The 15499-nt window shown below is 66.2% G+C and carries 13 protein-coding genes and 1 pseudogene; 7 read left to right on the top strand and 7 right to left on the bottom strand.

The window, feature by feature from the left end:
- Positions 1-36: 36 nt before the first annotated feature.
- Complete coding sequence (locus tag WA965_RS24750; RefSeq protein WP_526448168.1) at positions 37-1254, bottom strand: acetyl-CoA C-acetyltransferase; 1218 nt, start codon at positions 1252-1254, stop codon at positions 37-39.
- Between the two features lie 50 nt (positions 1255-1304).
- Positions 1305-2270, bottom strand: a complete 966-nt coding sequence (locus tag WA965_RS24745; RefSeq protein WP_526298451.1) for an SGNH/GDSL hydrolase family protein — start codon at positions 2268-2270, stop codon at positions 1305-1307.
- Positions 2271-2464: 194 nt separating this feature from the next.
- On the opposite strand from WA965_RS24745, the gene WA965_RS24740 reads away from it, so the two are divergent.
- The 5 genes from WA965_RS24740 (at position 2465) to WA965_RS24720 (ending at position 7690) form a co-directional block, all read left to right on the top strand.
- Positions 2465-3535, top strand: a complete 1071-nt coding sequence (locus WA965_RS24740; protein WP_526298453.1) for an alpha/beta hydrolase — start codon at positions 2465-2467, stop codon at positions 3533-3535.
- A 29-nt stretch (positions 3536-3564) separates the two neighbouring features.
- Entirely contained in the window at positions 3565-4959 is a 1395-nt protein-coding gene (locus WA965_RS24735) for a cystathionine beta-synthase (protein WP_526298455.1), read from the top strand.
- A gap of 137 nt (positions 4960-5096) precedes the next feature.
- Positions 5097-5699 (top strand): Rv1078 family RDD domain-containing protein, encoded by a 603-nt coding sequence (locus WA965_RS24730; protein ID WP_526298457.1) that lies wholly within the window; start codon positions 5097-5099, stop codon positions 5697-5699.
- On the top strand, positions 5696-6415 hold the full coding sequence (locus WA965_RS24725; RefSeq protein WP_526298459.1) for an Rv1078 family RDD domain-containing protein: 720 nt from the start codon (positions 5696-5698) through the stop codon (positions 6413-6415). Before WA965_RS24730 ends, WA965_RS24725 begins: the two co-directional genes overlap by 4 nt.
- An 81-nt stretch (positions 6416-6496) precedes the next feature.
- Entirely contained in the window at positions 6497-7690 is a 1194-nt protein-coding gene (locus WA965_RS24720) for a cystathionine gamma-synthase (protein WP_526298461.1), read from the top strand.
- On the opposite strand, the gene glpX is transcribed toward WA965_RS24720, so the two are convergent.
- The 4 genes from glpX to WA965_RS24700 are packed head-to-tail and all read right to left on the bottom strand — an operon-like array spanning position 7687 to position 12837.
- Positions 7687-8682, bottom strand: coding sequence for a class II fructose-bisphosphatase (gene glpX / locus WA965_RS24715; RefSeq protein WP_256736356.1), 996 nt, complete (start codon positions 8680-8682; stop codon positions 7687-7689). The two genes, WA965_RS24720 and glpX, sit on opposite strands and share 4 nt — an antisense overlap.
- A complete protein-coding gene (locus WA965_RS24710) occupies positions 8682-10403 on the bottom strand; it encodes a glycerol-3-phosphate dehydrogenase/oxidase (protein ID WP_526298463.1) in 1722 nt (573 codons plus the stop codon). Before WA965_RS24710 ends, glpX begins: the two co-directional genes overlap by 1 nt.
- Positions 10404-10458: 55 nt before the next feature.
- A complete protein-coding gene (glpK, locus tag WA965_RS24705; protein WP_178361120.1) occupies positions 10459-11973 on the bottom strand; it encodes a glycerol kinase GlpK in 1515 nt (504 codons plus the stop codon).
- A 27-nt stretch (positions 11974-12000) separates the two neighbouring features.
- On the bottom strand, positions 12001-12837 hold the full coding sequence (locus WA965_RS24700) for an MIP/aquaporin family protein (RefSeq protein ID WP_526298465.1): 837 nt from the start codon (positions 12835-12837) through the stop codon (positions 12001-12003).
- A 178-nt stretch (positions 12838-13015) separates the two neighbouring features.
- On the opposite strand from WA965_RS24700, the gene WA965_RS24695 reads away from it, so the two are divergent.
- Both WA965_RS24695 and glpK (WA965_RS24690) read left to right on the top strand, forming a co-directional pair.
- A complete protein-coding gene (locus tag WA965_RS24695; RefSeq protein ID WP_178361122.1) occupies positions 13016-13786 on the top strand; it encodes an IclR family transcriptional regulator domain-containing protein in 771 nt (256 codons plus the stop codon).
- The gene (gene glpK, locus WA965_RS24690; protein ID WP_526298467.1) at positions 13783-15291 is read left to right on the top strand and encodes a glycerol kinase GlpK; all 1509 of its coding nucleotides are present in this window, start codon (positions 13783-13785) and stop codon (positions 15289-15291) included. The genes WA965_RS24695 and glpK (WA965_RS24690) overlap by 4 nt, the downstream gene beginning before the upstream one ends.
- 6 nt (positions 15292-15297) lie before the next feature.
- On the opposite strand, the pseudogene WA965_RS24685 reads toward glpK (WA965_RS24690), so the two are convergent.
- Positions 15298-15499, bottom strand: a pseudogene (locus tag WA965_RS24685) (GOLPH3/VPS74 family protein); the annotation flags it as partial.

Here is a 15499-nt window from a genome sequence, read left to right as displayed (position 1 = left end):
CTTTCGCGCCGCTATCTCAGTCTCAACGCCGAGACATCAGGCCCGCCGCTCGACGACCATCGCCATGCCCTGCCCGCCACCGACACACATCGACTCGATGCCGAACGTCTTGTCGTGGGTCGCCAGGTTGTTCAGCAGCGTGGCGGTGATGCGCGCGCCCGTCATGCCGAACGGGTGGCCCAGGGCGATCGCGCCGCCGGAGACGTTGAGCTTGTCCTCGTCCATGCCCAGTTCCCGGGCAGACCCGAGCACCTGCACCGCGAACGCCTCGTTGATCTCGTACAGATCGATATCGGCGATGCTCATCTTGGCGTTGGCCAGCGCCTTCTTCACGGCCTCGATCGGGCCCAGGCCCATGATCTCCGGCGACAGACCGGTCACAGCCGTCGACACGATGCGCGCCAGCGGCGTCAGTCCGAGCGCCTTGGCCTTGGTGTCGCTCATGATCACGACCGCGGCGGCGCCGTCGTTGAGCGGGCAGGCGTTGCCGGCGGTGATGGTGCCGTTGGGCCGGAAAACCGGCTTGAGCTGGCTGATCTTTTCGTAGGTGGTGCCGGCCCGCGGCCCGTCATCGGTCGACACGACAGTGCCGTCCGGCAGCGTCACCGGCGAGATCTCCCGGGCGAAGAAGCCGCTGTTGATGGCTTCCTCGGCACGGTTCTGCGACCGCACACCCCAGTGGTCCTGATCCTCGCGGCTGATACCGGTGTGCAGGGCGACATTCTCGGCGGTCTGCCCCATCGCGATGTAGACGTCGGGAAGGTTGCCGTCGGCGCGCGGGTCGTGCCATTCCTCGGCACCTGCCGCGGCCTGCTCAGAGCGTGCCTGCGCCTCGGCGAACACCGGGTTCTTGGAGTCCGGCGCACCGTCGGCGGCACCCTTGCCGAATCGCGACACCGTCTCCACCCCGGCGGAGATGAACGCGTCCCCCTCGCCGGCCTTGATCGCGTGGAAAGCCATCCTGGTGGTCTGCAGCGACGACGAGCAGTAGCGGTTGACGGTGGTGCCGGGCAGGAAGTCGTAACCGAGTTCGACGGCCACCGCGCGAGCGATGTTGTAGCCGGCCTCGCCGGCGGGCTGACCACAGCCCATCATCAGGTCGTCGATCTCGCGGGGATCGAGGCCGGGCACCTTGTCCAGGGCGGCCTTGACCATCTGCGCGGCGAGATCGTCAGGGCGCATGGAGACCAGCGAGCCCTTGCCGGCTCGGCCGATGGGTGAACGTGCGGTGGCGACGATGACGGCCTCGGGCATGACGGCTCCTTGGTGATCGAGCGACTGGCGGATCGGAAACTACACAGAACCTAGCCCGCGGCCACCACGATCGGAGCGGGGACCCCGGTCGAGCGCCGCCACAGTCTGCTCAACCCGCCGATGCGCGCGAGCAGCGAACTGCCCTCGGCCACCCTCGACTCCAGAGCCCGTTCGTCCGGCGTCCCGGAGACGAACTCGCCCAGCGCAATACACAGCGCCGGCAACAACTGTTTGGCGGCGAGCTCGTAGCCCGCGGCCGACGGATGGAACATGTCCTGCGAGAACAGCAGCTCAGGAGTCTTGTAGAAGTGCGGAGCCAGCAGGTCGGAGAAGGGCACCGGGGTGCCGCCGGCTGCCCGTACCTCGGCTGCCTGCGCGCGTGCCAGCCGAAGCCCTCGTCCTCGGGCGACCCACCGCAGGGGCTGCGGAATCGCGGTGATGACGCCGAAGTCCGGACAGGTGCCGACCGCGACCACCGCGCCGCTGCCGCGCAACCGCTGCACCGCCCGGCCGAGCCGGCGTGCCGAAGGTCCCACCCCGTTGGGTTTGGTGATGTCGTTGGCGCCGATCATGATGACCGCGGCGTCCGGCGGGGGACCGGCGACGAACATGGCGTCGATCTGACCGGACAGACCTTTTGACGTCGCACCCACGATCGCCTTCGTGCTCAGTCGGATCCGCTTCCCCGACTCCTCGGCCAACCCCCTCGCGAGCAACACGCCGGGCACCTCGTCACCGCTGGTGCAGCCGTAGCCGGTAGCGGTGGAATCGCCGAAGACCATCAGGTGCAGGTCGAACGGCACCCCACGGTGCCAGCGCTCCACGGGCCCGCCCCCGGGTGAGTAGACACCGTCGGCGCGCGGCGGCACGTCCCATGACTTGGGTATCACCTGGCGCGCCTGCTCGGCTTGCCCGCTCAGCAGATTGCGGGCTCCGACGTAGGCGGAACCTGTCGACGCGAGCGTTGCCGCAGCCGCCAGAGCGACGGCCGACCGACGCGGTGCACGGATGCCCACGCGGCCCAGTCTAGAGCGGTCCGCGACGGTTTAACCGGTGGCGCCGCGGATCGGGGATCACGGTGCGGTATCAACTCCGGTACCAAAAACGTTTAATGAATTGTGATAGTGGTTACATGTGCCAAGCTAAGTTTCGAGGTTGGCTGAGTAACTCAACACACTCCGGCTCTACAACGGCGTAGGAAGTGGTGGCGATGACGGCACCGAGTAAGGTCCCCAGCTCTTCGCATCTTGGTATCAGGCCAGGCAGAGGGCATAAGCCCCGCCGATTCCCGGTCAGTGACGGCGCCCCCGTCGAGGTCGTCGAGGACGGCCCGAGCATCGCGGGCAGGCTGATGGGTCTGGCTGCACTTTTGACTGTCAAGCCGGCGTTGACCATCGGCAGCTACGCCCCTAGGGCGCCGTGGCCGTGGGGCCTGGTGGACTTCGCCGCCAGGATCATGCGGCCCGCCCCCGGCACCGTGCGTGCCACCATCTCGCTGCCGCACTGCACTGCTCAGCTGGTGCGCGCCGCCGGTGTCCTGCCGGCGGACGGCAAGCGCAGCGTGATTCTCTACATGCACGGTGGGGCGTTCCTCACCTGCGGCGTCAACACCCACGGTCGTCTGGTGACGGCGCTGTCGAAGTACGCGGACAGCCCCGTGCTGGTCGTCAACTATCGGATGATCCCGAAGCACTCGGTCGGTACCGCGCTCGACGACTGTCACGACGCGTACAAGTGGCTACGGGAGACCGGCTACGAACCCGACCAGATCGTGCTGGCGGGCGATTCCGCGGGCGGCTATCTGTCGCTGGCGCTCGCCGAGCGGCTGCACGTGGAGGGCATCAACGGCTACGAGGGTGAATCGCCCGCCGCCATCGCCACCATGTCGCCGCTGTTCGAGATCGACAACGAGGCCCGCGCGGACCACCCGAATGTCCGCACTGATGTGATGTTCCCGCACAAGGCCTTCCACGCGCTCGTCGAGCTGATCGGCGAGGCGGCGGACCGCAACGTCACGGACGGCCGGCCCGAGGAGATCTACGAGCCGCTCGATCACATCGAGCCGGGACTGCCTCGCACTCTGATCCACGTCTCCGGGTCCGAGGTCCTGCTCAGCGACGCCCGGAAAGCGGCGCGTCTGCTGGCCGCGGCAGGGGTCCCGGTGGAGATCCGTATCTGGCCTGGTCAGATGCATGTCTTCCAGCTCGGGGCACCTGCGGTGTCGGAGGCAGGCCGGTCTCTACGCCAGATCGGTGAGTACATCAGAGAGGCCACCTGGTAGTCGCCCGCCGGGCCTGACACGATGGACGCATGCGGATCGCCCGGCACGTCAGTGAGCTCATCGGCAATACCCCTCTGGTGCAGCTGAACTCGGTGGTCCCTCCGGGTTCGGGCGTCGTGGCGGCCAAAATCGAGTACCTCAACCCCGGTGGCAGCGCCAAAGACCGCATCGCGGTCAAGATGATCGACGCCGCCGAGGCCAGCGGCGAGCTCCGGCCCGGTGGCACCATCGTCGAACCGACCTCGGGCAATACCGGTGTCGGGCTGGCGCTGGTCGCCCAGCAGCGCGGCTACAAGTGCATCTTCGTCTGCCCCGACAAGGTCAGCGAGGACAAGCGCAACGTCCTGCGCGCGTACGGAGCGGACGTCGTCGTCTGCCCGACGGCCGTCCCGCCGGACCATCCCGACAGTTACTACAGCGTGTCCGACCGGCTTGTGCAGGAGGTGGACGGCGCCTGGAAGCCCGACCAGTACTCCAATCCGATGGGGCCCGAGAGCCACTACGAGACCACCGGCCCCGAGATCTGGGCCGACACCGACGGCAAGGTGACCCACTTCGTCGCCGGCGTCGGCACCGGCGGCACCATCACCGGCGCCGGCCGTTACCTCAAAGAGGTGTCCGACGGCCGGGTCAAGGTGATCGGGGCGGACCCCGAAGGTTCGGTCTACTCGGGCGGAACCGGCCGCCCCTACCTGGTCGAGGGCGTGGGCGAGGATTTCTGGCCGTCGGCCTACGACCCTGCGGTACCTGACGAGATCATCGCGGTGTCCGACGCCGACTCCTTCGAGATGACTCGTCGGCTGGCGCGCGAGGAGGCACTGCTGGTCGGCGGATCGTGCGGGATGGCCGCGGTCGCGGCGATCAAGGTGGCTGAACGTGCGGGTCCGGACGCACTGGTCGTGGTGCTGCTCCCGGACGGCGGGCGCGGTTATCTGTCAAAGGTTTTCAATGACGACTGGATGTCGTCCTACGGGTTTCTGCGCAGTCGCCTGGACGGTTCGGTCCAGGAGTCGACGGTCGGCGACGTGCTGCGCGGCAAGTCCGGCGGACTCCCGGATCTCGTCCACACGCACCCGTCGGAGACAGTGCGCGACGCCATCGGGATCCTGCGCGAGTACGGGGTGTCGCAGATGCCCGTGGTCGGCGCCGAACCCCCGGTCATGGCGGGTGAGGTGGCGGGCAGTGTGTCCGAGCGGGAACTCCTGTCGGCGGTGTTCGAGGGGCGTGCCAAGCTGGCCGACGCCGTCGCCCAGCACATGAGCCCGGCGCTCCCGTTGCTCGGGGCGGGAGAGCTGGTGAGCACCGCGGCCAAGTCCCTGCGTGAATGCGACGCGGTGATGGTGGTCGAGGAGGGCAAGCCGGTCGGCGTGCTCACCCGGCACGACCTCCTGGGATTCCTATCCGACGGCAACGCGCACAGCTGACCGCTCCCGGTAGATCTGGCAAACCCGAACGCCACCGGAACCAAGATCGTTTTCGTGCGTGAAAGCGCTGCTCCCAGGTATTTCTCAGGTATCGTAAGCACGCTCGTTCCCAGTTGGTACAGCGCTGGAAGGCGTCCATGACCGATCAACCGCCGCCGGGGAGTCCCCCGCCTCCACCAGGGGGCGGTCACCTGCCGCAGCATGGTGGATACCTGCCGCCGGGGGCGGGGTCGGGTCCGTCGCAGGAGTTGTACACGCCGTGGCTCAACCGGGTGGTCGCGTGGGTCATCGACATCATCCCGGTGTTGCTCATCCAGGGCATCGCCTGGGGAATTCTGCTGGGCACCCAGGAGACGGTGTGTGTCACCGACACCTCCGAGTTCGATCTCGGCGAATTCTGCGCCACCGGTGCCTCCACGCCCGGTCAGCTCGCGGTCACCGCCGCCGGCATCGTGATCCTCGCCTACGTCATCTGGAACTTCGGCTACCGGCAGGGTACGACGGGCTCGAGTATCGGCAAGTCGATCGTGAAGTTCCAGGTGATCAGTGAAAAGACCTGGCAGCCCATCGGTTTCGGCCTCTCGATAGTGCGCCAAGTGGCCCACCTGCTCGATGCGGTGATCTGCTACATCGGCTTCCTGTGGCCACTGTGGGACGCCAAGCGCCAGACGATCGCCGACAAGGTCATGACTACGGTCTGCATCCCGCTAGCCGAAGACGAACATAAGGAGAATCGATGACAGACAATCCGCCACCGCCGGGTGGTTTTCCGCCGCCGCCCCCGGGAGGTTATCCGCCACCGCCGCAGGGTAACTATCCGCCATCCGGTGGTTACCCCCCACCGCCTCAGGGTGGTTATCCGCCACCGCCGCAAGGCAATTACCCACCGCCGGGTGGTTTCCCGCCGCCGCAACAGTCCTCAGGCTACGCGTCGCAGTCCGGGCCGGCACTGCCCAAGGAGGCGTACACCTCGTGGATCACGCGCGTGGCCGCCTGGTTCATCGACTACCTCCCGGTGTTGATCGTCGTGGGCATCGCCCAGGGCATCGCGATCCTCACCGGCGACAACGAGTGCGTCACCTACGGCAGCGGTGTCGCGTGCACCTCGAGCTATTCGGTCGTCGGCTCGGTGGTGTCGTTCCTGGGCTCGGTGCTGGCGCTCGCGTTTGTCGTCTGGAACTACGGCTACCGCCAGGGCACCACCGGATCGAGCATCGGCAAGTCGGTGATGAAGTTCAAGGTGGTCAGCGAGAAGACATGGCAGCCCATCGGTTTCGGCCTCTCGGTGGTGCGTCAGCTGGCCCACTTCGTCGATGCGATCATCTGCTACATCGGCTACCTGTTCCCGCTGTGGGACAGCAAGCGTCAGACGTTGGCCGACAAGATCATGACCACGGTGTGCGTCCCTCTCAACCCGCAACCGCTACCACCCGGATCCGGGCCGACGCACTACTAGGCGACGTTCGTCGGAGAGGCGCCGGCACCTGCCGGTGCCTCTCCGGTGACCAACCGGCGTGCCCGGCTACCCTGATCGACCATGAGCGAGAAGCGCAGTGCGGCCGACCACTACCGGGCCTACGGACCGGCCACCAAGGCCATTCATGCCGGTTATCGGCCTGACCCCGCCACGGGCGTGGTCAACGCGCCGATCTATGCCAGTTCGACGTTCGCCCAGGACGGCGTGGGCGGCCTGCGCGGCGGATTCGAATACGCACGCACCGGCAACCCGACCCGGGCCGCGCTGGAAGCGTCGCTGGCGGCGGTGGAGTCGGCCTCCTACGCCCGCGCGTTCAGTTCCGGCATGGCCGCCACCGACTGCGCCCTGCGGGCACTGCTGCGGCCCGGCGATCATGTGGTGATCCCCGACGACGCCTACGGCGGCACCTTCCGGCTCATCGACAAGGTCTTCACGCTGTGGGGGATCAGTTACACCGCCGTGGCACTTCCGGACCTGGACGCGGTACGCGCGGCCATCACCGACCGCACCAGGCTGATCTGGGTCGAGACGCCGACCAACCCGCTGCTGTCCATCGCCGACATCGGTGCGATCGCCACGCTGGCCTCCGAGTCCGGGACGAAGCCCAAGGTCCTGGTCGACAACACCTTCGCGTCGCCGGCGCTGCAGCAGCCCCTGTCGCTGGGCGCCGACATCGTGCTGCACTCGACGACCAAGTACATCGGTGGGCACTCCGACGTGGTCGGCGGGGCGCTGCTGACCAACGACGACGGCCTCGATGAGGCATTCGCGTTCCTGCAGAACGGTGCGGGTGCGGTGCCGGGCCCGTTCGACGCCTATCTGACGATGCGGGGACTCAAAACGCTGCCGTTGCGGATGCAGCGGCACAGCGACAACGCGGCCCTGATCGCCGAGTTCCTCGACGGGCACCCGGCGATCCACACGGTGCTCTACCCGGGCCTGCCGAGCCATCCCAACCACGAGGTCGCTGCCCGGCAGATGAGCGGCTTCGGAGGGATGGTGTCGGTCCGGCTTCGTGGCGGGCCCCAGGCGGCACGGGACTTCTGTGCTCGCACAGAGATTTTCATCCTCGCCGAGTCTCTGGGCGGCGTGGAGTCGCTGATCGAGTACCCGGGCGCCATGACGCACGCCTCGACCGCCGGCTCCCAACTCGAGGTGCCCGACGACCTGGTGCGGCTGTCGGTCGGCATCGAAGACGCTGCCGATCTGCTCGGCGATGTCGAGCAGGCGCTGGGCTCGTTGCCGCAGAGTTAGACGAACTCCTGCAATTTCGACAGGCTGTGAAAAGCGTCGATGATCCGGACGGTGCCCGATTTCGCGCGCATCACGATTGACTGCGTATGGGCGCCGCCACCGCTGTACCGGACACCCCGCACAAGATCGCTGTCGGTGATACCGGTGGCGGTGAAGAACACGTTCTCGCCGGCGACGAGGTCCTCGGTGAGCAGCACGCGATCCAGATCGTGCCCGTGGTCGATCGCGCGCTGACGTTCCGCATCATCCTTCGGCGCGAGCCTTCCCTGTAGAGCGCCGCCCATACAGCGCATCGCGGCGGCGGCGATGATGCCTTCGGGGGTCCCTCCGGTGCCGATCAGCATGTCGGTGCCGGAGTCCGGACGCGCGGCCGCAATAGCTCCGGCGACGTCGCCGTCGGCGATCAGCCGGATTCGGGCCCCCGTGTCGCGGACCTGTTCGATCAGCGCACTGTGTCGGGGTCTGTCGAGAATGCACACGGCGATATCCGACACCGAAAGCTTTTTCGCCTTGGCGACCCGGCGCACGTTCTCCGCAACGGGCGCGGTGATGTCGATGACGTCGGCTGCGTCCGGACCGACAGCGATCTTCTCCATGTAGAACACCGCGGACGGGTCGAACATGCTGCCACGCTCGGAGACCGCCAGCACTGAGATCGCGTTGGGCATGCCCTTGGCCATCAGCGTGGTGCCGTCAACCGGGTCGACCGCGAAGTCGCATTCGGGTCCGTCGCCGTTGCCGACCTCCTCACCGTTGAACAGCATCGGGGCCTTGTCCTTCTCGCCCTCACCGATGACGACGACGCCGCGCATCGCGACCGTGCTGACGAGTTGGCGCATCGCGTTGACCGCTGCGCCGTCGCCGCCTTCCTTGTCGCCGCGGCCGACCCAGCGGCCCGCCGCCATCGCACCGGACTCCGTCACGCGGACCAGTTCCAGCGCCAGGTTGCGGTCCGGGCGCATGTGCAGCACCGTGGCCTCGCTCTGCACCATCACAGACCCCCGCTCTGCTGCGACGTTCCGAGGCGGACATCGGGGGCGCCGAGTCGGGACGCGTCGGCAGTCAGGTCGTCTGCCTGGTGCTGGGAATCCCTCTCTGCGGCGACCCGCGCGTCGTAATGTTCGAGTTCACGCGCGATGTCGGTGTCGTCCCAGTCCAGCACCGGTGCGATCAATTCGGCGATCTCGCGGGCGGCGGCGATCCCCCGGTCGGGGACCTCGATCGAGATCCGGGTGCGTCGGGTGAGTACATCCTCCAGATGCCGAGCACCCTCGTGGCTGGCGGCGTAGTACGCCTCCACCTTGAGATACTCGTCGGCACCGGCGAGGGACTCGCCGAGTTCTGGCTGCTTCTCGATCAGTTCCAGCAGCTCGGTGATCAGCGTGCCGTAGCGCCCCAGCAGATGCTCGATCGTGGATTCTCGCAGACCCACCCGGTCCGCGGTCAACCGGCGCGAATTCCACGCAGCGACATACCCGTCGGCCCCGACGAGCGGAACGCGTTCGGTGCAGGACGCCGGCACCTTTCGTTCGAGTCCGTGCACCGCCGAGTCCACCGCGTCTTCGGCCATGACCCGGTAGGTCGTGTATTTGCCTCCGGCGATCACGGTGAGGCCGCGCACCGGACTGGAGACGGCGTGCTCTCGCGACAGCTTGCTGGTCGAGTCGGATTCTCCCGAGAGCAGTGGCCGCAGTCCGGCGTAGACCCCGACGACGTCATCCCGGGTTAGCGGATCGGCTAGCAGCGAGTTCGCATGGGCCAAAAGGTAATCGATGTCGGTTTGGCTGGCGGCGGGGTGGGCGAGGTCGAGGTCCCAGTCGGTGTCCGTCGTACCAATGATCCAGTGGCTGCCCCACGGGATGATGAACAGCAGGCTCTTCTCCGTACGGGTGATGATTCCCGTCGCCGAGTTGATTCGGTTCCTCGGGATCACGAGGTGAATTCCCTTGGATGCCCGCACCTTGAATTGTCCTCGGCCCCCGACCATCTCCTGAATTTCGTCGGTCCACACCCCGGCGGCGTTGATCACCTCACGGGCCCGGATGTCGAACTCGCGCCCACTCTCCAGATCCCGCACCGTGGCTCCGACCACACGCTCACCTTCTCGAAGGAATCCGATGACCCGCGTACTGTTCGCGCACAAGGCGCCGAACTGAGCTGCCGTCCGGCAGAGCATCATGGTGTGCCGCGCGTCATCGACCTGTCCCTCGTAGAAACGCACAGCGCCGCGGATGGCGGACCGATTGCCGGAGGGGAAGGACTCCAGGGTTTTTCGCCGGCTCAGGTGCCGATGATGGCCTGGCACACCGCGTCCGGCACCCATCACGTCGTAGACCCCGATGCCCAGCCCCACGTAGCCGCGGTCGATTTTCTTCTCCAGTGGATAGATGAACGGCACCGGGCGGGCCAGATGCGGGCACAGCGTGTTCAACACCAGGCTGCGCTCACGCAGCGCTTCGAATACCAGGGCGAAATTGAACTGCTCCAGATAGCGCAACCCGCCGTGGAACAACTTGCTGGAACGGCTCGACGTGCCGGATGCGTAGTCTCGGGCCTCGACCAGTCCCACCTTCAAGCCCCGCGTGGCAGCGTCGAGCGCGGCCCCGCCGCCGACCACCCCTCCACCGATGACAAGAATGTCGAGTTCTTCGGTGCTCAGCCTGCGTAGGGCCTCTGAACGCTCAAAAGGGCTCAAGGGTTGTGCAGTGCTCATGTCGTCGACTCCTCGGAAAGCAGTGTTTTGTAATCGAATTGGTGGATCTGGCTCATCATCCGACGTCGACCCAGTCGAGTGACCGCTGGACCGCTTTCTTCCAGCCGGCGTACCCCTCGGTCCGTTGCTCTACGCTCCAGGCCGGTGTCCAGCGGCGGGACTCGTTCCAGTTCTCGCGCAGCTCATCGGTGTCGTTCCAGAAACCCACTGCCAGACCGGCCGCGTAGGCGGCACCGAGCGCCGTGGTCTCGGCGACGACGGGGCGGCTGACCGGTACGCCGAGGATGTCTGCCTGAAGTTGCATACACAGGTTGTTGGCCGTAACTCCGCCGTCGACCTTCAGCACCTCGAGGTGCACACCCGAATCTGCTTCCATGGCCTCGGCGACGTCACGACTCTGGTAGCAGATCGATTCGAGGGTGGCGCGTGCGAGGTGGGCGTTGGTGTTGAACCGGCTCAGGCCGACGATGGCGCCGCGAGCATCGCTGCGCCAGTAGGGGGCGAACAGACCCGAAAATGCTGGGACGAAGTAGATTCCGCCGTTGTCCTCGACTTGGCGCGCCAGAGTCTCCACCTCGCTTGCGCCCGCGATGATCCCCAATTGGTCGCGCAGCCACTGCACCGCCGACCCAGTTACCGCGATGGACCCTTCAAGCGCGTAGACGGGGGCATCGGTGCCGAACTGGTAGCACACCGTGGTCAGCAGCCCGTTCTTGCTGCGGACCAGGTCAGTCCCGGTGTTGAGGAGCAGGAAGTTGCCTGTGCCGTAGGTGTTCTTGGCTTCCCCCGGCGCGAAGCAGACCTGGCCGAACATCGCCGCCTGCTGGTCGCCGAGAGCGCCGCTGAGTGCGATTCCGCCGTAGGGGGTCCTCGAGCATGTCCGCCCGTACAGGTCCGGATCCGATGACGGCCGGATCTGGGGCAGCATCGCCCGCGGGATGTTGAAGAACCCGAGCAACTCATCGTCCCAATCAAGTGTCTCCAGGTTCATCAACATCGTCCGGCTGGCGTTGGTGACGTCGGTGACGTGGATACCGCCGTCCACTCCGCCGGTGAGGTTCCACAGCAGCCATGAGTCGGTGTTGCCAAAAAGTGCGTCACCGTTCTCGGCGTCTGCGCGGGCTGCGGGAACGTTGTCGAGAATCCACGCGATCTTGCCGCCCGAGAAATAGGTTGCCGGCGGCAGACCGGCCTTCTCCCGGATCACGTCGCCCTTGCCCTCTCTCTCCAGGGCGGTGGCGATCTTGTCGGTCCTGGTGTCCTGCCACACGATCGCGTTGTAGTACGGGCGCCCGGTCTTCTTGTTCCACACCACGGTGGTCTCGCGCTGGTTGGTGATACCAAGCGCCGCAAGGTCACTCGGCTGCAGTTTGGCGCTGTTGATCGCGGTCTGCAGCACCGACGTGGAGCGTTCCCAGATCTCCACCGGGTTGTGCTCCACCCAACCGGGTCGGGGCATGATCTGCTCGTGCTCGAGTTGATGTTTGCTCACTTCGTTCCCGGCATGATCGAAGATCATGAACCGAGTACTCGTCGTGCCTTGATCGATCGCGCCTACGAACTCAGGCATGGCTGCTCCTTCAGTGTGATGTGTCGACTATTGGTTGGTCGGTGAAAGGGGTTCGTGGGGCAGAAAGCGTGCGACGCAGTACTTGTAGAGGGCTCCACCGATGACCGCGCCGATCAGCGGGCCGAGGATCGGTACCCAGAAGTACAGATTCCCGTACTGATCGCGCCATGCCCCGTCGTATCCGGTCAGGTACGACACCAACCGCGGGCCGAAATCACGTGCCGGGTTGATGGCGTACCCGGCGTTGGTGCCCCACGCCATACCGATCGCCACCACCAGTAGGCCGACGATGAACGGTGTCAGGTTGGCCAGCGGTGCCGAGTTGCGGGCATCGGTGATCGCGATGACCAGCAAGACCAGGATGGCGGTGCCGATGATCTGATCCCGAAGCGCTCCCAGGTCGCTGACCGGCAGCGTTCCATTTCCGGGGAGTGTGGAGAACACACCCTGGCTCTTGATGGTGTGGCCCGGGTCGAACTTGGCGAGAACCTCGCTGTAGTTCCAGCGCACCAACAGGGCGCCGACGAACGCCCCCGCCACCTGCGCGGTCGCATAGGGGGCCACCTTGCGCCAGGGAAAGCCGTGGAAGAGCGCCAGTGCGAGGGTCACCGCCGGGTTGATGTGTGCACCACTTATCCGTCCCGCGACGTAGATGCCCAGCATGACGCCCAGGCCCCAGGCCCAGGCGATGCTGTCGTGATCGCCGATGTCGGCGGCAACAACCTGCGCGACCACGCCCACCCCGAACAGGATGAGGACCATGGTGCCGAAGAACTCGGCCATCATCTCGCCGGCGAGGGAGGGAACTCGTTCCTCCGCGGAGGGCAGGTCGATGGTTGGTTGTTTCTGTGCGTCTGTTGTCATTCCGGCTCCCCTGATCGTCTGTGTGATCTGAGTAGTGGTTCGGCTGAGATGTGACCGCGATCTCACCGGACGTTAGCGATCAGGGTGAGTCCGGCCAATGGCCCGGATTCGGCATGGTCGAACCGGCGGGGTTCGGCAATGCCGAACGGGTGGGGCGGGTCGGAGATACGCTGTGTCGGTGTCCGTGCCGGTGCAGTCGGTAGAACGAGCGGCCGCGATCATCCGTGTGCTGGCAGCCGAACCGGAACCCCTGACCCTCGCGCGCGTCGCCGAGGCCGTCGGACTGGCCAAGGGGACAACCCACGGCCTGTTGAAGACTCTGCTGGCCGTGGGTTTCGCCGAACAGGAAGCCGGTACCGCCCGCTACCGGATCGCGCCACTGTTGTTTCGGCTCGGGACGAGTCGGATCGACCTCAATCTGCTTCGGTCCCGCGCGATCAACTGGACCGACGCTCTTGCCGCTCGATCGGGGGAGGCAACCCAGGTGGCGGCGTTCCGCGACGGTCACGTCGTGACGGTGCACCGCATCGTTCCGCCGAACGCAACCGAAAAATCCCTCGGTGGTGGACCCGAAACACCGTTGCACGCCTCCGCGGTGGGAAAGATTCTGCTGGCACACGATGTTGGGGCGTATCGCAGCATCGACAGCGTCGTGCTCGACGGCTTGACCTTCCACACGATCACCAACAAGGCCCGGCTGGACATGGAACTGGCAGGCGTGCGGGACGAGGGCTGGGCCGGTGAGGTCGAAGAATGTGAACCCGAGATCGCCACGCTGGCTGCCCCGATCCGCAACCAGCACGGATCGGTCGTCGCCGCGGTCGGCGTCGGCGGCCATCTCGACCGGATCTGTGACCCGCGTGGCCGACCACGCCAGGCGCTGGTCACGCTGGTCGTGCGCACAGGCCGGTCCATCTCCCGTGAGCTCGGGCACGGGAGGAGTCAGTGACCGAGTACTACGTCGCCGCGCTGGACCAGGGGACGACGTCGAGCAGGTGCATGGTGTTCGACCGGCATGGCCATATGGTTTCCATTGCCCAGCGCGCTCACCAGCAGTTCTTTCCCGGTCCGGGGCATGTCGAACATGACGCCGAACAGATCTGGCAAACGATCCGCACGATCATCCCGGAGGCGCTCGCCGACGCCGGTATCGGCGCTGACCAGATCATCGGGCTGGGAATCACCAATCAGCGCGAAACCACAGTCGTCTGGGACCGCCACACGGGACGGCCGGTGCACCGCGCCATCGTCTGGCAGGACATGCGCACCGTGGACATCATCACCAGGATCGCCCGCGACTTCGACGCATCCGATATCACTGCCCGTACCGGTCTGCCACTGTCCACCTATTTCTCCGGACCGCGGATGCGCTGGCTGTTCGACCAGGATTCCAGCCTTCGTCCGAGAGCTGAGCGTGGCGACATCCTTTTCGGCACGATCGACAGCTGGCTGCTGTGGAACCTGACCGGCGGAGTGGACGGCGGCGTGCACGCCACCGACGTCACCAATGCGAGCCGGACTCTGCTGATGAACCTGCAGACACTCGACTGGGATGACGAACTGTTGGCGATCTTCGACATTCCCCTTCAGATGTTGCCGCAGATCAGACCAACCCTGGCCCACTTCGGCGCCACCCGGGATCCCATCGAAGGCATCGAGGTGACCGCGCTGATCGGCGACCAGCAGGCGGCGCTGTTCGGACAGACTGCCTTCGACGCAGGTGCGGCGAAGTGCACTTTCGGCACCGGGAGCTTTCTGCTTCTCAACACTGGTGCCGACATCGTCTCGTCGAGCCACGGGTTGATCAGCACGGTCGCCTATGCGATCGAGGGCGAGTCGCCGGTCTACGCGCTCGAAGGGTCCATCGCGGTAGCAGGTGCTCTCGTGGACTGGTGCCGTACCACCCTGGGTTTCATCGACGCCTCTCCCGAGATCGAGACCGTCGCGAACACCGTCACCGACAACGGAGGCTGCTATATCGTGCCCGCCTTCTCCGGACTTCTTGCGCCGTACTGGGATCACGCGGCGCAAGGGATCGTTGTGGGCCTCACGGGTTACACGAGTCGGGGTCACCTTGCCCGGGCGATCCTCGAGGCCGTCGCATTCCAGGTGTGCGACGTCGTCGACGCAATGGACTCCGATGCCGGTCTGTCGACCCGATCGCTCGCCGTCGACGGTGGAATGACTTCCAACAACCTGCTCATGCAAACGGTGGCGGACCTTCTCGGGGTGCCGGTGGTGCGTCCGATGATGACCGAGACGGTGGCGCTCGGCGCTGCCTATGCCGCAGGACTCAGCGCCGGGTACTGGCCGGACAAAGCGGTGCTGCGGCGGAACTGGCAACGCGCCGCCGAGTGGTTGCCGGCGATGGAGGATTCACGGCGTGAGACCGAACGCGCCCGCTGGTCTGAGGCTGTACAACTCGCATCGGAATGGGGTCGGGCCCGACGATGACCGGCATCACGACCTGACGAGTTCGGCCAGGGCCTGGCGTACCGCGGCCGCGGTGACCGCGAGATTCACCTCGGGCAGTGCCGTCGGTGACTCGTCGACCCAACTGCCGCTGGCGATTTCGCCGGCGCGGGCGTGCACCCAGCGCCAGCCGCGGTCGTTGAGGCTGAGCAGCGCGCCGAGTCCGTCCGCGGCGTGCAGAACGGTGATG

The sequence above is a fragment of the Mycobacterium sp. genome, assembly GCF_049683935.1.
GTDB lineage: Bacteria > Actinomycetota > Actinomycetes > Mycobacteriales > Mycobacteriaceae > Mycobacterium.
This window is presented reverse-complemented; position numbering and strand designations above follow the sequence as displayed.